At 40.1% G+C, this 18,714-nt stretch carries 26 protein-coding genes; all 26 read left to right on the forward strand.

Annotated features, from left to right (window positions below):
• Positions 1-33: 33 nt before the first annotated feature.
• The 26 genes from BLCOC_RS03180 to BLCOC_RS03305 all read left to right on the forward strand — a co-directional run bounded on the left by BLCOC_RS03180 (position 34) and on the right by BLCOC_RS03305 (position 18,711).
• Positions 34-867 (forward strand): class C sortase, encoded by an 834-nt coding sequence (locus BLCOC_RS03180; RefSeq protein WP_115624363.1) that lies wholly within the window; start codon positions 34-36, stop codon positions 865-867.
• On the forward strand, positions 864-1,604 hold the full coding sequence (locus tag BLCOC_RS03185; RefSeq protein WP_115624364.1) for a class C sortase: 741 nt from the start codon (positions 864-866) through the stop codon (positions 1,602-1,604). The genes BLCOC_RS03180 and BLCOC_RS03185 overlap by 4 nt, the downstream gene beginning before the upstream one ends.
• 37 nt (positions 1,605-1,641) lie before the next feature.
• Positions 1,642-2,742 (forward strand): transcriptional regulator, encoded by a 1,101-nt coding sequence (locus tag BLCOC_RS03190; protein WP_242999027.1) that lies wholly within the window; start codon positions 1,642-1,644, stop codon positions 2,740-2,742.
• Between the two features lie 15 nt (positions 2,743-2,757).
• Positions 2,758-3,135, forward strand: coding sequence for a hypothetical protein (locus tag BLCOC_RS03195; protein WP_115624365.1), 378 nt, complete (start codon positions 2,758-2,760; stop codon positions 3,133-3,135).
• A 60-nt stretch (positions 3,136-3,195) separates the two neighbouring features.
• Positions 3,196-3,477 (forward strand): HU family DNA-binding protein, encoded by a 282-nt coding sequence (locus BLCOC_RS03200; RefSeq protein ID WP_115624366.1) that lies wholly within the window; start codon positions 3,196-3,198, stop codon positions 3,475-3,477.
• Between the two features lie 47 nt (positions 3,478-3,524).
• Entirely contained in the window at positions 3,525-3,968 is a 444-nt protein-coding gene (locus BLCOC_RS03205) for a hypothetical protein (protein WP_115624367.1), read from the forward strand.
• 10 nt (positions 3,969-3,978) lie between these two features.
• Positions 3,979-4,284, forward strand: coding sequence for a hypothetical protein (locus tag BLCOC_RS03210; RefSeq protein ID WP_115624368.1), 306 nt, complete (start codon positions 3,979-3,981; stop codon positions 4,282-4,284).
• A 103-nt stretch (positions 4,285-4,387) separates the two neighbouring features.
• Positions 4,388-4,648 carry a hypothetical protein gene (locus BLCOC_RS03215; RefSeq protein ID WP_115624369.1) on the forward strand — a complete coding sequence of 87 codons (261 nt, stop codon included), beginning with the start codon at positions 4,388-4,390 and terminating at the stop codon, positions 4,646-4,648.
• Between the two features lie 61 nt (positions 4,649-4,709).
• Complete coding sequence (locus BLCOC_RS03220) at positions 4,710-4,952, forward strand: hypothetical protein (protein WP_115624370.1); 243 nt, start codon at positions 4,710-4,712, stop codon at positions 4,950-4,952.
• A 27-nt stretch (positions 4,953-4,979) separates the two neighbouring features.
• Entirely contained in the window at positions 4,980-5,150 is a 171-nt protein-coding gene (locus BLCOC_RS03225) for a hypothetical protein (RefSeq protein WP_165907304.1), read from the forward strand.
• A gap of 184 nt (positions 5,151-5,334) precedes the next feature.
• Positions 5,335-5,820, forward strand: coding sequence for a hypothetical protein (locus BLCOC_RS03230; protein ID WP_115624371.1), 486 nt, complete (start codon positions 5,335-5,337; stop codon positions 5,818-5,820).
• A gap of 60 nt (positions 5,821-5,880) precedes the next feature.
• A complete protein-coding gene (gene sepF, locus BLCOC_RS03235; RefSeq protein WP_115624372.1) occupies positions 5,881-6,162 on the forward strand; it encodes a cell division protein SepF in 282 nt (93 codons plus the stop codon).
• A 137-nt stretch (positions 6,163-6,299) separates the two neighbouring features.
• Entirely contained in the window at positions 6,300-6,617 is a 318-nt protein-coding gene (locus tag BLCOC_RS03240; RefSeq protein ID WP_115624373.1) for a hypothetical protein, read from the forward strand.
• 38 nt (positions 6,618-6,655) lie between these two features.
• Positions 6,656-7,714, forward strand: a complete 1,059-nt coding sequence (locus BLCOC_RS03245) for a hypothetical protein (RefSeq protein WP_131918403.1) — start codon at positions 6,656-6,658, stop codon at positions 7,712-7,714.
• Positions 7,715-7,762: 48 nt separating this feature from the next.
• Positions 7,763-8,548 (forward strand): DUF6612 family protein, encoded by a 786-nt coding sequence (locus BLCOC_RS03250; RefSeq protein ID WP_115624375.1) that lies wholly within the window; start codon positions 7,763-7,765, stop codon positions 8,546-8,548.
• A 50-nt stretch (positions 8,549-8,598) separates the two neighbouring features.
• Positions 8,599-9,033 (forward strand): DNA-directed RNA polymerase subunit alpha C-terminal domain-containing protein, encoded by a 435-nt coding sequence (locus BLCOC_RS03255; protein ID WP_115624376.1) that lies wholly within the window; start codon positions 8,599-8,601, stop codon positions 9,031-9,033.
• Between the two features lie 62 nt (positions 9,034-9,095).
• On the forward strand, positions 9,096-9,428 hold the full coding sequence (locus BLCOC_RS03260) for a winged helix-turn-helix domain-containing protein (protein ID WP_165907305.1): 333 nt from the start codon (positions 9,096-9,098) through the stop codon (positions 9,426-9,428).
• Positions 9,429-9,562: 134 nt separating this feature from the next.
• Positions 9,563-9,925 (forward strand): helix-turn-helix domain-containing protein, encoded by a 363-nt coding sequence (locus tag BLCOC_RS03265; protein WP_115624378.1) that lies wholly within the window; start codon positions 9,563-9,565, stop codon positions 9,923-9,925.
• 120 nt (positions 9,926-10,045) lie between these two features.
• Entirely contained in the window at positions 10,046-10,783 is a 738-nt protein-coding gene (locus BLCOC_RS03270) for a LytR/AlgR family response regulator transcription factor (RefSeq protein ID WP_115624379.1), read from the forward strand.
• A 323-nt stretch (positions 10,784-11,106) separates the two neighbouring features.
• A complete protein-coding gene (locus BLCOC_RS03275; protein WP_257414771.1) occupies positions 11,107-12,057 on the forward strand; it encodes a sensor histidine kinase in 951 nt (316 codons plus the stop codon).
• A 138-nt stretch (positions 12,058-12,195) separates the two neighbouring features.
• Positions 12,196-12,807, forward strand: a complete 612-nt coding sequence (locus BLCOC_RS03280; RefSeq protein ID WP_115624381.1) for a CPBP family intramembrane glutamic endopeptidase — start codon at positions 12,196-12,198, stop codon at positions 12,805-12,807.
• Positions 12,808-12,817: 10 nt separating this feature from the next.
• Complete coding sequence (locus tag BLCOC_RS03285; protein WP_115624382.1) at positions 12,818-13,279, forward strand: hypothetical protein; 462 nt, start codon at positions 12,818-12,820, stop codon at positions 13,277-13,279.
• A complete protein-coding gene (locus BLCOC_RS03290) occupies positions 13,266-14,486 on the forward strand; it encodes a radical SAM/SPASM domain-containing protein (protein WP_115624383.1) in 1,221 nt (406 codons plus the stop codon). Before BLCOC_RS03285 ends, BLCOC_RS03290 begins: the two co-directional genes overlap by 14 nt.
• A gap of 4 nt (positions 14,487-14,490) precedes the next feature.
• Positions 14,491-14,862: a hypothetical protein gene (locus BLCOC_RS03295; RefSeq protein ID WP_115624384.1), complete on the forward strand. Its 372-nt coding sequence runs from the start codon at positions 14,491-14,493 to the stop codon at positions 14,860-14,862.
• 189 nt (positions 14,863-15,051) lie between these two features.
• Positions 15,052-16,341 (forward strand): IS110 family RNA-guided transposase, encoded by a 1,290-nt coding sequence (locus BLCOC_RS03300; RefSeq protein WP_115623341.1) that lies wholly within the window; start codon positions 15,052-15,054, stop codon positions 16,339-16,341.
• 687 nt (positions 16,342-17,028) lie between these two features.
• Complete coding sequence (locus tag BLCOC_RS03305; RefSeq protein WP_165907346.1) at positions 17,029-18,711, forward strand: ABC transporter ATP-binding protein; 1,683 nt, start codon at positions 17,029-17,031, stop codon at positions 18,709-18,711.
• Positions 18,712-18,714: the final 3 nt, after the last annotated feature.

Here is an 18,714-nt window from a genome sequence, read left to right on the forward strand (position 1 = left end):
GGGATTTCCCCTGCCATTATTAAAAGGTGACAAATGAAAAGAGCTATCTTAATCATACTGCTTATTATTACCGGACTGGGAATTTTCTTTTATCCATACGTGAGTAACTGGCTGATAGAGAAAAATGCATCTTATATCATTGAGACTTATGACCAGGCCGTAGAAGCAAGCGGTAATCAGGAAATTGAAAAGGAATGGAAGAAAGCGAAAGAATATAATGACAGCTTGGAAGGCACAGTGCTAAAAGATCCATTCATAGAAGGAAGCGGCATGGCATTGCAGGATAATTATAAGGAGCTTCTGAATATAGACGGTATTATGGGATATGTGGAAATCCCTGCAATCGATGTAAAGTTGTCAATTTTTCATGGCACCAGTGATGCAACCCTGCAAAAAGGAATCGGGCATCTGGAAGGAAGTTCCCTTCCCATAGGGGGATCGGGCACCCATGCAATCCTGACGGGACATACAGGCCTGTCTAAAGCAAAATTCTTTACTGATCTTGTAGAACTGAAGGAGGGTGACAGATTCTATCTTCGTATATTGGATAAAACTCTGGCTTATCTGGTAGACCAGATTAAAGTAGTCGAGCCAGAGAATACCAAAGATTTGCAGAGTATATCCGGGAAAGACTACGTGACGCTTCTTACTTGTACCCCATATGGGGTAAATAGCCATCGGCTTTTAGTACGTGGAGTGCGCACGGAATACCATCCGGAAGAAAAAACAGAAGTCCAGGACATAAAGAAAACCCTGACAAAAGAGCAAAGAATGTTGATTCTTACAGCGGTAACCTCCTTAGTTACAGTACTGCTGCTTATATGCATTGTATGGGTTGTACGCAGAAAGAGGAGACAGAAGCGATGAAGATAAAAAGAAAAGGTATCTTTCGGATGGGAATTGTACTTGCTGTTATAGGCGCCGGGATACTGCTTTATCCACTTTTGTCACAACAGATGTATGATCTGGAATCAAAAAAAAGAATCAGGGAGTTTGAAGAACGGGTGGAAGAGATAAATAAGGAACCGGATCAAAATGACCCGGAGAATCAGATAGCTGGAAAGCCTAACAGTTTTTTTGAAAAACTGCTAAAAAAAGTACAGGAATATAATAATGATTTATACCGGTCTGGACAAGAGGAGCTGGTGGATCCATTTTCCTACCAACAGGTAGCCTTTAGTTTAAGGCAGTGGGGATTTGATGAGGACATCATCGGTAGTATTGAAATTCCCCGTATGGGAATCGAACTTCCTATATATTTGGGGGCGACAGACGAAAATATGGCAAGGGGTGCGGCGCATCTTTCACAGACTTCACTGCCCGTGGGAGGAGAAAATACAAATGCAGTCATTGCAGCGCACCGAGGCTATAGCAGGGCTGCTATGTTCCGGGATATCGAAGTTCTTCAAACCGGAGATGAAGTAATTATCAAAAATTTCCATAATACATTGATTTATCAGGTATCGGAGATAAAAATCCTAAAGCCCACGGACATCGATATGATCCTGATACAACCGGGGCGGGATTTGGTTACTTTAATCACTTGTCATCCTTATCGGCATAATTACCAGAGGTATGCTGTTTATTGTGAACGCGTTAAGTGAATCGGACAGAGAATGGCTGACATTGGAGGTGAGGTGATTGTCGAAAGAAAATTTGAAAGGAATGATATTTGGAGACTTGGAGGTATTGGAGGAGATAAAAGAGCGTGAGAGAGGCTACGCTGTCTGGAAATGCCGCTGCAAATTGTGTGGCGGAGAGATACATGTAAGCTCAAAAAAACTGAAGCGGCTTACTGTGACAAACTGTGGCTGTGTATCAAAGGATACTGCAAAAAATGGACCAATTGCTGAAGACCTCACCGGTCGTCATTTTGGAGAGTGGAAAGTGCTTAACAGGGCGCCTAACCGTAATGGGAGGGTAATGTGGAACTGCCGCTGCTCTTGCGGAACCCTGAGAATAATATCGGCACATGATTTAAAAGCAGGCAAGACACAAAGCTGCCGAAGCAAAGTTCACGCAAAGTTGCATAACCGGAAAGATTTGACAAACAGAGAATTTGGACGGCTAAAGGCACTATACCCAACAGAAGCCAGGGATAAAAAGGGGTCGATTTACTGGCACTGTATCCGCAGCTGCAAAAGGGAGCTGGATGTGACAGAGGATGCGCTTGTCCATGGTCGTTATCGTAGTTGTGGATGCCTCAGAGATGAAATTCAGAAGAACATAAAGAATACCCTGCATAGGATTGACGGGACTTGCGTGGAAGTGCTTGAAAAAAGAAAAAGCCGTAAGGATAATACCAGTGGCTTTCGGGGCGTGTATAAGGATAAACAGGGAAAATACAGAGTGGATATTGGATTCAAGAGAAGATCCTATTATTTAGGAAAATTTGAAAGTTTTCAGGAAGCAGTGGAGGTCCGCCTGGAAGCGGAACATTTAGTCCATGATGGATTCGTAAAAGCATATAAGCTATGGCAGGAAAAAAACACGGAAAATCCCGGATGGGGAAAGAGCCATCCTTTGATTTTTGAGGTGGAAAAGGTGAATGGCAGCCTTGAAGTGTTCACGAACTTAAGGGAACTGGATGATGGCTGTGAGTTTTTGGAGAAACCTGTCTGGCAGGGGCGCTGTCTTTCAGATACAATCCCTGTCGTGGAAACGGCAGCGGAATCCAATAGGATACTAGGACTTCGGTTGGTCAGGATAAAGAATTGTCAGAAGGGAGCTGTCCAATATTGAAAGGAGGAAGCCCTGATGGAATATAAAAATCACCCGATGATTTATCTTTTGATAAGTAAAAAAGACAATAGGCTGGAGGGATACTATACAAATGCTGAGCTTGCAGAGTTTTATCCATTTTCAGGGTGGGATAATCTGGTAGCCCAGCTCAGACTGCGTGTCAATGAACCATACTTTGAGGCAGAAATGCAGCCACCACGACAGTGTTTGCAGAAAGGACGCCCAACATTCAGCCGATTGTTTGTTGTTGAAATAATGTATCAGCAGCATGGAGATTGGCAGGGCTGTATTCATGGGCTGAAATGCGGCACTATGCCATTTAAAAGCAGGGAAGACTTGAAGGAAAAATTGCTCAATGAAAATATAAAGGACATGACGGATAAGGCTGTTTAAAAATGAGACCGCACTTTGTGTGAAATTACCAAGTGTGGCATGAAACTAAGGAGAACAAAAATGAACAAAAATGAGTTAATTAAAGCGGTAGCAGTGAAAGCCCAGTTGACAGATGAGCAGAGCAAAAAGGCGCTGAATGCTTTTAGCGAAATTGTGAAAGTGACTTTGGCAAAGAATGAAAAAATCCAGTTTGCCGGATTTGGAACTTTTGACACAGTGTTAAGAGAAGGAAGAAGCGGAAGAAATCCGCAGACGGGTGCTCCGATGGAGATACCAGCACAAAGAGGCTTAAAATTTAAACCAGGAAAATCGCTGAAGGAAAGCCTCAGGGAAACGAAGTAAATAGAAATATTGGGGGGTTGTAAAAGAATAGATAGAGAGTGAGAAATATGCGGCAGATAGCTGGAAGTTTGGAAATAAATGTGCTCATTTATGCAGATGAAAAAGAAACGCTGTGGTCATATCGGAATATGCTCTATGACATCCGCAAGAAAAAGCCATATCGGCTGGAACTAACCCTGACAAAATCGTTGTCTACATTAATAAATGTAGCTAGCTTTTTACATGGAGGCGTGGACTTACTCTGTTTTATGGCACCGACAGGACCAGAGACCCTGGACAGACTCCAAAGCCTGGCTTGTGAGCAGGAGAGCGTTATGCTGGTAGTATACGAAGCAGGGGAGCTGCTTTGGGAATATTACCAAGGTGGCAGTAAGAGAGGGGCAGGACGTTTATCTGTTATAAATGATACACAGGATTTACGGAATATAGCGGAGAATTTATGTGATTGTTTGGTTGAAAAAAAGAGCGTACTCAGACAGTTAACAGAATAGGAGAGTGGACATGGTTTCTAGGATAGAAGCAGATACAACAGCAGAGGGTCTTTATGCTTATTATGCAAATAAATCCATACTTGGAGAGATTGTAAGGGCTAAAATGCTTGGGAACAAAGAGAAGGTTGCGTATGAATTAACGTTATTTGACAATATGGGGAACACATTGACGATTGTTTCCGGACTGTCCTCCGGTTACTGGGGTGAAGGACCAAGTGGCACATTGGAGGTTTTGAAAGATGCAGGGTTTCAGGTGGAAAGGGAATTCATCGAGGATCATGCTTCCTTTGATATTTTGAAAGTGGACAGGTCTTGAATGGGGCTATGCAGAGAGCATATTTATCATTCAAGGTAAGGCGGATATTGTAGATAAATCACATGGAAACATACCCCCAGGAACCCGGATGGGGGAGTTCAAGATGAAAGAGGAAAAAATGAAACAGAGATATGATTTAAAAGGTCAGCAATGCCAGGACACGGCTCCGGATACCACAACAGAATCCATTTCTTGTTGGTGTCTGCCGGCAACAATAAAAAATAGGTTTTATAAAAACGACATCCATGATGTGTATCAGGTGGCGGCTTGCTCAAAATTAAATTTAATGGAAATGGGATTTAATGAGTTTGAAATTGCACTGGTTGTGTGTACTCTCCGGGAGTATGGATTGGACCTTAGATGAGTAAATAACCGCAATTAAGGTAGTATTTGTAAAAATTCTTTCCATAAGTGGGGTGGAAGACATGGCAGCATTGATCGATGACTTATATCAGAAGACAAAACTGGATTATCTTTCGGACATGCATTGTGAATATAACTGGATAGCTGTTTTGAATGTGGTAAGGGAAATACCGGAAGAGGAATATCCTCAAAAGGAGTGGGCGGAGGTTTATCAGTATATAACCGGAAATAATGATTTGAAGAATTGTGGAAGAACAGAGTTGTTGAGGACTTTATGTTTAGGCGCAAAGAACAAAGCTACTTAAACCATCAAGAGAAAGGGGGCAGAAAAATTGGGTGTTGGGTTAATAGGTTTTATACTGGGCGGTATCTGCGGGATGACAGCAATGGCTTTCGTACAGGCACACCGTGTGCTCGAGTTCAATGAAAAGGTACGGCTGTGGGAAGAAACCCATATATTGGATACACACAGTGATCTGTTCAAGGGCAATAAGAATTTATAATTGAAAATTGTTAAAAGGAATAAGAGATATGCAGGCATTTTTCGCATCTATAAATATGTGAAAATACTGCAGATATAAAAGAAAGATAGCAAGAGGCAGTCAGATAACAATATGGAAATGTCTGACCATAAAGAAGAAGTGTAGCATAATCAGGATATGTCAGTGGAACATGGGGAGATACGGTATGGACAGAGAAAATATATTGCAGAAAAATGAACGGGAGATGTATCAGGCTGTCTTCTATTTTAATAGAAGTGCAGTCATTCACGAAGAATATTTATCTACCACATGTTTCTGTTTATTGATTTTGTCAGGCTTTTTTATATCCGGTTGGATTACGGAGTTAACAGGGATAGAAGAATGGATTTATATAAACTATTTTTTGACCGGTTTTCTTTTATGCATTCCAGTGATGATAATCAGCGTATCATGGCATCACAGGCACTGCTTGGACAAGGTTGTATTTGAAAAAGAGGGAGTTGCTGTAAACCAACGTTTTTTTCTGGTAACGGATATCCGGAAGCTGGCGATACAAGGGGAGTATTTAAAACTGGAAACAGTCCAGGAGAAAACGTATTTTTACTGGGTTGGTCCCCGGTTTCCGGCAATCATAAAAAAGAAGTTTCTTTTTGAAATCAAAAATCTGAATGTAGTGCCTGTGCATGATTGATATAGATGAATATATAGGAGCAGCGAGTATGGTGCGGTAAACCAGAGTGGAGAAAGAAGGATGTATCCAAAGGAGAAAAAACAGAATAGCCGGAATAAAAGGAACAGCAAAGTATTAGTATTAACACCTGTTGTAGATGATAAGTATGAAATAATCAAACATAGTATATATCAATTGGTAATTATGAATTTAATGAAACTTCATGGAAACGAAAAGCAAAGAGTTATGGATTTTATTTTTGGGGCAGCATATGCTTTGGATTTGCAGGTTGTGTCTGTTGCACCGGACATATATCTGGTGGCTCCAAAGAACATATACATTGGTGAGGATAATAACGTTTGATTAATAAGGTTAGGGGACAGCCCCAGTCATAACCTACACCTTACTGGGTACTATTGAGAGTGTCACCAATAAAACAGGAAGTGTAACACGAAAAAGACAACACAGAATGGATTTATTTAAATGATAGAAAGGGCATTATGAATACTGTTCTATTTATGCATTTTCCAGGTGAAAAGGATGCACGTTTGTACAGTGAAAAATACCGCGATATGGCCGTGGAATATTGTAAAGAGTATGGGGCTAATTTGTTGATTATTTTAGAAGGCAATGGACCTGATAACAAAAAGAGCCAGGCTGCAGTCCAATGGTTAATCAAAGATGAGTTAATAGAAGAGGTGCTCTTTCCTAATTTGTTTACGATTGCTTTAGATTATAAAGTGGCAGGCAAACTGGTGGAAATGTTAAGTGCTTTCAATATAAAAATAAGGTTCCTTGATTACATGAAGCAGGAGTAAAACAAGAGAAAATCACATAAGAGGAAAATCTTAAGCGTATGAGAAAATTAAGGAAAAAGAGATTACTAATTTGTTTGGGAATCCTTCTGGCTGTTCTGGCAGTACCTATTGTGATTAACCATTTCGGAACAAGCTATACAAGCCTAAACAAAACAGACCAGGCAATCATAGGCGAAATAGATACATACTTCAAAAAGAATAAGGAAGAAAATATATGGGAGGGATACCACCTGGAAGATAAGACGGTCGTTGTGGTGAATAAACGTCTGGGGAATCTGTATCTTTTTAATCCTAAAGAAGAGGTTCACAGTCCTTTAGCAGCCAAAATCACCATGCCAGGGAGTTCACAGCTTGCGGTATACCGCCTTTGTATACTAACACCAGAGACAATACCGATACGATTTAACATTGGCTCTTTTAATGGCATAGGAGAACATTATAAGCTGTTTGGCAATGAAGTATATTTTTTAAGATACAACCAGGAAGAATCTGTAGAAGCATCATATTCTTCCAAGCATTTCATCACATTACTTACACATGAAGCGTTTCATTACTATATGCAAGATAAGTGGGCAGGTGGAAGCCGTTTTTCCAAGGAACTATCGGAGCAGGATTTGGAATTATTGAAACAGGAAAATGTACTGCTTACGGACATACAGACGGAACTATCGAAAGAAAAACTATCAAAGGCACAATTACTCCAGTATGCAAAAGAGTATGCCAAGCTAATGAGGGCACGTATTGCAGATAATACAGACTACCTGAAAGCAGAATTGTCTATGGAGACAGCAGAGGGAACCGCTCAGTATATTGGGATAAAAGCATCTGAGATGGTAGGATATGATTATGGCGTGATGTATTTTGATAATATGAAGGATGTACCCTTTTCAGAAACCAACATTCTGTTAGAGAAAGAGGGCATAGATAAAAGTTTTCTGGCTAACAGAATGCCTTATGAAACAGGCGCCTTACTATGTCTGTTGCTGGATGAGCTTGAAGTAAAGGGCTGGAAAGAAAAACTCAATGAACAGACACTGGATCATCCAGTTACACTTTGTTCGATTCTCCTTGAATATGTGGAGAAAAACGGACTTTGAAGAAGAATATATTGTATATTTAATGGGAGAAAGAAAGGAGAAATAGCAGTGAGAAAGAAAACGATAAGAAAAAGAGGGTTATTATTTATCATGTGTGCAGCAGTGGCAATGAGCAGCATGGTGGGTTGCGGCAAGCAGGATCCTAAGGCAGAGTTGAGTAAAGTGATGGAGCAGGCTTCAAAAGCAGGGGATATAGATATGACCTCATCAATGAACATTCACATGGAGAACAAAGGTGAGAAGTTCGATATGCCAATGGAAATCGCTGTCAAAACCAAAGACAGTAAGAATGATAAGCTGACAATGGAGATGGCTGTTGATATGGAAATAAACGGACAAAAAATGCAGATGCAGACTTATTACGCAGAAGGATATTATTATATGGACGTGAGCGGTTCAAAATTAAAATATGCTATGGATATTGAGGAGATAAAAAAGCAGCTGGAGTCCAGCACAAATTATCGGGAACTTGCTGCTGATATGTTCCAGGATGTTTCTATGGAAGAAAAAGGTGATACGAAGGTCTTTGCTTTTAAGGGTAATCTTGATAAAATGTCGGCTTACTTAGAAAAATCACTCACTTCATTTGAAAATGCAATGTCCCAGGATTTAACATATGAGTTTTCAGATATTGAAGGGACGATAACTGCGGATGAAAATGGTGAGATGAAAGAAATGACGATGAACTTTGGTATGGATTTGTCAGCGCAGGGAGAAAAAGTCAGCGCAATTGTTGATATGACAAGCAAAATCCTTGCAACGGATGAGGGAGTGAAATTGAATTTGCCTGATTTTAAAGAATACCAGGAAATAAAAGTTCCAGCAGCGCAGTAGGCATGCTGTCTATAAGATGATCACAGCATGAACGTAACGAGGTATAGTTTATGGAGCAGTTAGTAAAAAATTATCTGGAGAAGGTTAAGATTGGAATATCGTCAGGAATTTCCTATGAGGAAAGTATAGAGTTGAGGAAGAAACTGGTTATTATGGAGGAAATTGGTTTGCTTTCAGGAGAGGAAGTAAGAGAACTAGATAAAGAGATTTTTGAACACATTGATGAAAAAGTGGAGGAACTGCATTTGTCAGTAAGAGCTTACAATTCTCTTGATCGGGCTGGCATCCGTACTAGAAATCAACTAAGAAGTAAGATCCTTAATGGGCGACTTCTGGATATCAGGAATATAGGGATTGGGACAGCCAGAGAGATTCTGTTAAAAGCAGTTAAAGAAGGTATTGTGAAGTTAGACGAACTTTCCAATATACGAATGACTAAGAGATGGGAAAAAGCAACAGCAGATTTGCAGGCAGAGTTAGAATAGTATAGGGTTAAGAAAACGAGCGGATACCAGGAAAGCAGATGGCTGATAACAAAGGAGGTGCTATGATGCGTAAAAAAATTTTTCCGGAATATGAGCCTGAACTGACAATTGGAGAGTTGAAGATTGATCCCATGAGTTATAGCGTCATATATAAGGGAGCATCTGTTGCACTTACCTCAAAAGAGTTTGAAGTGCTGTATTTACTGGCACAGCGACCAAAGTTTATTTTTCCGAAGCGTATCATTTATACAGCGGTGTGGGGAGAGGACAGCTCCAATATTCCATATCAAACGGTGGAAAATACCATTTGGAAAATCAGAAAAAAAATGGGGTATGATATAATTAGAACGAAAATTGCAGTTGGATATGGACTCGGAATTGAGGATATTGAATAGAAGTTTTCTGGTGAAAAATGGCTGCTGGGCGGAGAAAAAATTGGGAGATGAATGGGAGATGAAGGTGAAATAAATGGGAAACCAGCTGTGTATAATGTTCTCCGTGTTTAAACTATGACAAGGGAGATGGCAGAATGCAGGAGAAATTATGGCAGTTAGCAGATATGATAAAGGAACTCCGGAAAGAGCGGGGGCTTACCCAGGAACAGCTGGCAGAGATGGCAGGAATATCCGTTTCGCATCTTGCCCAAATTGAGTCACATTTTCGGACGGCGGGCATTCGGACGTATTTAAAACTTATGGAGACATTGGATGCCCCTAAGGAAAAACAACTGGCTTTACTGGAAACGAAATCTGAAAGACGTTTGCTGCAGCAGAAATTTTGGCGTCTGGTCAAAGACTGCAATACAAAAGAAATGAATATTATATTACATACTATGGGAAGCCTGAAAGAAGTAATTCGAGAAGAGTATACTCCGAAATTCAGGAAAAAATAAGTGAGCCACACAGATACCGGGATTTATTTTGAGGATATAAGCTGATATGTATGGAATTGCTTATGCTGGATGACCGGTGTATAATATCAGAAAAATCAAAAGATTGAGGACTGCAGTGTGATGAAGGTAGCGATTTGCGATGACGAATTAAGCCATTGCGGTACCCTGGAGAGATATCTGATGAAAATTTCGGAAAAGTATATCAATCTCACAGTGGACATAGACGTGTATCAGTCTGGCGAAGAGATGCTGCGGGTGATAGAGACCGAAAAAGCAAGACCGCAGATCTTGTTTCTTGACATGGAGATGGATGGGATGAATGGAATAGAAACGGCCAGGAAACTCAGAGACAGGGACCGCAGTATGCTGATTATATATGTGACCAGTTATGATAAGTACACCATGGACAGCTTTGAGGTATCCCCATTTCGGTACCTGCTAAAACCAGTTGATTATGAAAGGATTGAACAGGTATTTTCGGCCGCTGTGGATGAGATTTTGAATAATCATGCCAGCCTGTTCTTCAAGCGCAATAATGAGCAGGTTCAAATAAACTGTGAAGAAATCATTTCTATCATTTCGGAGAATGGACGCATGCTCCGGGTAATTACCAGGGAGGAACAGCCAGAGGATTTATTTTACGCAAAGTTAAAGGATATTGAGAAACAGCTGAATCCTTTTGTTTTCGTTAAAGTAAACCAGGGGACGATAATAAACTTAAACTTTGTCCATATCATTTCAAGTGAAGAGGTTCATTTGACTAGCGGAGAGATGGTTCCAATCAGCCGTGGGAGGAAGAAAGCAGTGAAGGAGGCATATAGCCTCTATGTGAAAAGGAAGGCTGGCATATGTCCATAATTGAAATTAGTTTATTTTATTTTCTGGTTATTTTAATAACAATATTACAGAGTGCTACTGCTTATATATATTTCACAGGATTTTTCGGTTTCCGGCTGGGAAAAAGGCTTTTTCTTGCGCTCACCGTTTTCTATATGCTTGCAATCAAATTTTTACCCGGGGAGATATTGGTTCGGATTGTAATGCTGCTTATTTTCCTCTTTATACTGACCGCAGCGGCTTTATTTGGTTCGATTGAGAAGAAGGTTTACCATGTTTTGTCTTTTACATTTAGCCTGACTCTGTGCGAGCTTACATTTTCGACTCTCAATGGCGAGGGTGGGATGGATATACAGACAGAGTATTTAAAATGGATGGCAGTTTATTTCCTGATCAACATCCTGTTCTGCCTCTTTGTCATTGTAATTATAAAGATCCTGATGTATTTCCGGGAAGAAAACAGCGAGGGCTTGACAGAAAAAGAATACCTGCTTTTGTCCATTATACCACTGGCGTCACTTATTATTATCTACGTTTCGGCAGATATGCCTTACCTGCCAAAGATCATGAGCTGTGTATGCCTTATTTTCATCAATCTGAGTTATATTGTCATATATGACAGGATTGCCAAGAAAAACTATGAAATACACAGGTTTTCTGTAATTGAGGAACAAAATCATTATTATCAGGAGCGGATTACGAATCAGCAGGAACTTGCAAGGATGAGGCATGATTTGAAAAATATCCTGATTACCATTGATTCCTGTATAGTAAAGAACGACGTCCAGGCAGCCAAAGAACAGTTAAGTGCATTGCTGGAGACAAAGGCTCTTTGCCACGATGAATTTACTGGATGTGTGGCGGTAGATTCAATATTAAATGTTAAAATACAAAAAATCAAGGAACATGGCATCACATACAATCTTAACCTTCAAATTCCCAGTGATCTGAAGGTTAAGGATAACAATATACTGGATGTCAGCGCCATTTTAGGAAATCTGTTGGACAATGCAATCGAGGCTGTGCTCCGGATCGGGAAGGATAAGGAAAGAAAAATTGATATTGTGATACAGTATAATAATGGTAAGCTGATATTTAATCTTCAGAATACCTCGAACCAGATCCTGACGGATTTTACCCATATACTGATCAGATCAGAAAAGGGTAAGGAAAGATATGGCATAGGCATCAGCAGTATCAAGGAGCGTGTTGACCGTCTCAAAGGGTATTATGATTTTGGCTATGAGGGAGGGCAGTATACCGCACTGATTGTAATTCCAATTGAAAATAGTTGATTTTAGGCTTCCGAAATTTCATCGGGAGCTATTTTTTTATCAAATACTACATTGTTTTTTACCAAATACTACAACTTCAGGCACAGCAGCAGTTTTTAAGATATACTACAAACATCTTAAGAGAGGAACACAAAACAGATGAATGAATCTTGGAAAAGAAAATATTCACTGCTGATTGCAATTGCTATTTCAGTGATTTCCGCATTTATGCTTCTCTTCCTGATGATATGCTTTGGATTCTTCCCTATTAGGATAATGGAAGGAAGCATGCTTGTGGGTTTGACGATGCCAACGGTTATTTCGCTCTACCTGTTTCCCAAGTTGTGCCAGAAAACACTGATGCCAGAGCGTAATAAGTCTCCAAAAGAGATGAAGCAAAGGTGGAAAGCAATTCTGTTCTTGGTTGGATTTGCAGTTTTATATGGCATAATCTGCAGGAAGGAATTTGAATCCATTCCCATGATGGCAGTCATTATATTACATTACACGGCAGTCAGTCTGGGAGAGGAATTTACTTATAGGAAGCTTATCCTGGGTCTTTTAAATACAAGGTATAAAACCTGGATTGCGGTTGTTGTAAATGCAATTATGTTCTCTTTTATTTTACATATAAACGAGGATTTGATAGCAAACCTGCTGATACGGTTTCCGATGGGCATCGTGCTTGGCTGCATTGCGGTGAAGACAAATACTATTGCATATACAATAGTATTACACACCATTTATAATTTGATAGTGTTGATTTTGTAGGAGGATCGAAATGAAGAAGGTTAGTAGGATTGCATTAATTATTTCGGGCGTTTTGTTGGCGGTAGATGTGATATACGTTATAAACCATCTGCAGACGATGAACATTTTGAACTTTTTAGGGATGGTGGTTCTGCTCCCATGTGTGTTTATTTCCTTGATAATAGCAAGTTTGATTGCCGAAACTCATTTCCGGGAAGTGAAGCAGCAGGGACTCATAGCAGGTATCTCAGGAGTGGTGATAGCTGTTCTTGCGTATGTAGTGGCGGGTCAGAATCAGAACTATATTGAAAACATTATAGAAAATTCAAAAAAGATGACGGAATCATCAAACTTATCCGTATCCGATATCAGCATCAGCAGTGGAGTTTCCTCTTATGTTTTCGTTTTCATAATGATTTTTGTATTAAGCATGGGCTTCAGCATTCTGTTTAATGTTTTACGGGAGAGGAGAAAAGTAAATGTTTCTAAATGAGAATAATGTTGTATGCGATGTCATGGGAATCCACATGATTATCAATACAGAAAATGGGGCAGTGGTCGGAGTAGATGAAGATGGTTTAGAACAGTACCAGCGATTATCAGAAGTATCGGCGTCGGTGCCGACGGATCAGGCGCTATATCAGTTTCTGATGGAAAATGAATTTATTTCAGATAGTCCCTTTGATAAGAACAGAGCAACTATAATGACGGCATATATACATGTCACCAATAAGTGTAATTTGCATTGTCTGGGATGTTATTCAGATAATGAAGCAAGAAACAAAGGGGATGACCTTTCTACTGAAGAGATGATGAGGGTTTTGGATGAACTGCGGTCAGCTGGTGTAGAAAATCTTGTCATATCCGGAGGGGAACCATTATTCCGGAAGGATATTGTTGATTTAGTGAAACATGCAAAAGAAAGCTGTGGGATAGAGAGAATCACCTTAATTACAAATGGAACTGTTGGCGGCAGGGAGATTTATACTGGCCTTGCCCCATACTTAGATACAATGGCAGTTTCCTTGGATACATACGCTCCGGAATGCCATGCATATTTAAGAGACGAAGGGATTTTTGATAAGATTGTAGATCATATTAAACAGATGCAGGAATCAGGGTTAAAGGTATCCATACTTCCAACTCTGCATCATAAAAATGCAGGGCGGATGTTGGATTATATAGAGCTATCGAAGCAGCTGGAGACAGAAATCAGTTTCAGTATCTTTACAACCAGACGGGAGAAAATGTACGAAGGCTATACACTCTCAAATAAAGACTTGAAATATATTTCGGAGCATTTCTCAAACTATAATATAGATGATGTGCCAATAGACAATACGTTGGAAGGAAAAAAACACTGTGGAACCGGATGCAATATAATCTCTGTTGGAACAGATGGCAGCGTTTATCCCTGTCATATGCTGATGGAAGATAAATTCAAAATAGGAAACCTTACTGAAAAAGGAATAACAGCGATATTGAAAGTAAATAAGAGCCAGAAGCAATGTTGGGAGAATGACGTAAATGATATTGCGGAGTGCAGGGTATGTGAGTTCAAATTCCTTTGCGGTGGCGGATGCAGGGCCAGGGCATACCTTGTAGATGGCAGTATCCAGTCACCAGATCCATTCTGCAGTATGTATAAAGAGTTCTATAAGGAGACATTTTCTGCAATGCTGGAGAAGGTCAGGAGGTAGTTGTATGGATAAATTTTATGCAGGAACAAAGTCTGAAATACTGAGCTGTTCCAGGAGAGGAATGCAGCACTTCCATTTGAAATATTTGCTTGCCCATCAGGGAGAATTCCACATTTTGGCGGATGGGATTATGCTGGGGGACTGGAGAACGGTAAACTGGGAGATGATACGCGAAGTCACCCTGGGAGATGATGAAGTCCTCTCGGCAAAGATGTTTGCGACACAAGCGCGCCTGTTTTTCTCAAAATCTGCAAAACCGATAAAACTGCTGTTAACGGACGGAGAAGTTATTTATCTGTATTTCAACTGGAATTTTGGAACAGGACTCAGCGCAAACACAAAGATTTATGAACAAATAAAAAGGAATACAAGATAAAACATAGGTTTCTGGATTCATCCTTGCATATGCTAAAAAATTCAAATACGAAAAAGAGGAGCTTCTTGTATAATTCAAATATAAGGAATTCCGAGAAAGAAGGTTGAGAAAAAAATACCTCAGAGTAAAATAAGATTACTGACTTTGGACGGTTAGTAAAAAATCTTATTAAACAGTGAGGTACTTGAAATGAATTATAACACACAGAACGCAAAAATTGCATCTATTACGGAAAAGACTTTAATCGTTGGTATTGATGTGGGAAGTGAAACCCATTATGCAAGAGCTTTCGGCTGGCGCAATTATGAGTACTCAAAGAAACCGTTTGCCTTCAGCAACGATGAAGCTGGATTTTCCTCATTCAAAGACTGGATGGACGATATAGCAGAGAAACATGGGATGGAAGCTGTGATTCCGGGAATGGAACCAACCGGTCACTACTGGCTGAACCTTGGAGCGTACCTGCAGGAACAGGGAATGAAGCCGGTACATGTGAATCCGCATCATGTCAAGAAGTCTAAAGAACTGGATGACAATAATCCGAGTAAGAATGACCGTAAAGATCCAAAAACAATTGCAGGTCTGGTAAATGAAGGAAGATTTTCATATCCATATATTCCAACCGGGATTTATGCAGAAATTAGAAATTTGTCCAACCTTCGTATTCAGACACAGGAAGAGATTACAAGAATCAAAAACAGGATCGCCCGCTGGTTCAGCATCTATTTTCCAGAGATCAAAGACGTTTACAGGAATCCGGATGCAGTAAGCGGACTGATGGTAATCAAACAGGCACCATTGCCCTGCGATATCAAAGAGCTTGGCGTGGATGGTGTTAATAAGATATGGAGAGATGCAAGGCTGAAAGGCGCTGGGATAAAGAGGGCAACGACCCTGGTAACCGCAGCGGAGCACAGCATCGGAAATACGGAAGCACCAAGAAGTGCCAGGAAAGAGATCCGAAACCTGTTGAATGACTACGAAATATATAAGAATCGTATGGATGAACTTATGGAAGAGATAGAGGAAACACTTTCTGAGATTGCCTATATAGATAAGCTGATGGAGATCAATGGGATTGGAATAAAAACGGTAAGCTGCTTTATTGCAGAGGTTGGAGACATTGGACGTTTTGATAATCCAAAGCAGGTGCAGAAACTGGCAGGATATGCTATTGTCGCAGACAGCTCCGGAAAGCATAATGGAGAAAGTCGTATCAGCCACAGGGGAAGAAAGCGTTTGAGATATGCGCTGTATGAAGCTGCGATATCGGTGATTGGGAAAAATAAAGAATTTAAAGAGATCCATTGTTATTACAGGACGAGGGAAAAGAATCCCCTGAAGAAGATGCAGTCGGTGATAGCGGTGGCATGTAAACTGATCCGGATATTTTATACAATACTAACAAAAGGCATAGAGTATGACGGTCAGAAGATGTTAAGTGACATTGTAAGACCTAAAATGCAGCCAGCAGCATAAAGAGAAAGAAACAGTGAATCATGGCCGGTCTGAGCCTTTGAAAGGAAAGAATGGAAGGCTGAGGCCAGCCATGATAGCTGGAAGAAACAAGTAAATGGAATGTAACAGGAAAACGTCCACCGAGAGGTGCTGTTGCAGGAAAAAGTCAGTAATAAAAAAACAAAGAATGGAGCCAGTAGTCGGCAGGAATATTCACCAGAGGGCATGACCCTGTAAAGGAGCTGAGCTGACACCCTGGTTATGGACAGGCGGGACGAGAGAAGTTAGGACTCAGCAATGGTCTGATGATCCTGGTAGACATGGGAGGTTCGCTGCCGTAGATGGATGGGTACACACAAGGCCATGTAGAACGAAAAGAGAAGACGTTTTATTTTGTGCACCCAAAATCCACTACTTTCGTACCAGATACAGAGAAATGTCCATTCCAATGGTTCTTTCTTCTGAGATATTTATTGATGAAACATTAAAAAATCCTTGATTTTCAAGGAAAAAAGACTTGACTATATAGGGAGGTAGTACATATGTTATTCTTTTCAAAAAAAGTGAACAAAGCTGGATGTGCATCCGTAGGCGTTGTTGTATGTGGAAGCATCGGATACAACGGAAAGAAATGGAGTGCATAAGTAAAAAGGGTGTGGGTGTCCATGGTTAATGTCATGGGCACCCTGCTTTTGGGAGAACCTTACGATGAAAAAATATATATGGAAACAAAAATACTCTTTACTAGGCTCTGTTTTGCTTGCATTGCTTTGCAGTTTATTAAGTGTCATGCTTATTTATATCGTACAGAATCTGGTTGATTCTATGACCACAGGGCAAGCCGGCCTCTTACAAAGGATGATTATGTTACTGGTAGGGTTATTGGCGGCAAACTTCATCTTTGGGTATTTTTCTGTTTTGTTGGAGGCAAAGATATCACGGAAACTGCATTTGGACATGAAAAAAGATTTGTTTCAAGCAATATTGAGCCAAAGATATAAAGATTTTAAAAAGACTTCTATTGGATCAAAACTCAGTGTTTTTGAGAATGATATTAATTTTGTAGAAGAATATTATTTTAATAACATATTCGTGTTGATTAGAAATGTAATCGTGCTGGCAGTGGCAGTCACTTATCTCTTTGTTCTGAATATTCCAATGGGTATTTTACTACTCGTCTGTTCTGTGGTTATTTTGTTCGTTCCATTATTGCTGGGTAAAAATATTGATCCCATCAGCGAAGAGTATGCCCATGATAAAGGAGAGTTTATTGGGCAGTTAAAAGACTATTGTGAAGGGATGGACGTTATACATGCCTACAACATAGAAAAACATGTGCAGAAGAATTACTTCGCAGCCTTAAACAAACTGGAAAGTAAACTATTTCAGTTGAGGAAAAAGCTGGGATTGTATAACCAGACAATGGTTACTGGAAATTATCTTATTATTGCCATAAGTTTCTCCGTTGGCGGTTTTTTGGTAATTAAGAATGTTATCTCTGTAGGTGAGTTAATTGCAATCACACAAGTAATGAATATCATTATGCAGCCGATTGGGGAGGTGGCATCTGCATTAGTCGAGATGAGTGGAAGCCTGGCAGTCAGACAGAAGCTAGAGCATATGACAGAAAGGGTGGTGCAGGAAAATAATCAGGAACCTGATATTTCAGAACCAGTATTTTCTGGTATTGAGTGCAGAAGTATATCCTATGATACAGATGACGGAGCCTTTTCTTTAAATAAAATATCACTGAGTCTGGAGCCTAAAAAGAAGTATGTTGTGATAGGACCGAGCGGATGTGGAAAAACGACACTGCTGAAAATAATCGCAAATGTACTGGAACCACTTTCTGGCGATATATATATAAACGGCCTGAATTATACGGAGTGTGAGGAAATGGTGTCAAAGCTGGTATCTTTGGTTCACCAGGATACCTTTATTTTTAATGACACAATCGAAAATAATATACGGCTGTATCAGGATTATTCACCGGAAGCATTTGATCATGCGATATCAGCTACGGTGTTAAAAGAAAAGCTAAAGGAGCGGATACAATCGGACTGTTCAGAGGGGGGAAGCAGCTTGTCAGGAGGTGAGAAACAAAGATTATCGGTTGCAAGATCAATTCTTAGGAATTCCCCTGTTCTTTTGTTAGATGAAATAACCTCGGCGTTGGATCGGGAAACAGCTAAAACAATAGTAGGAAATCTGTTTGCTATGGAGGAGAAGACAATTATATTTGTTACTCATAAAATGGAAGCGGAATTTTTGAAAAAGGTAGACTGCATTCTATGCATGAACCAGGGAATGATTATTGAAAGCGGATCATGGGATGAGTTAATAGAGGAAAAGGGTTACTTTTATAAATTATATGCTGCGGGACAGGAGTAGAAA

The organism is Blautia coccoides (assembly GCF_034355335.1).
GTDB classification, from domain to species: domain Bacteria; phylum Bacillota; class Clostridia; order Lachnospirales; family Lachnospiraceae; genus Blautia; species Blautia producta.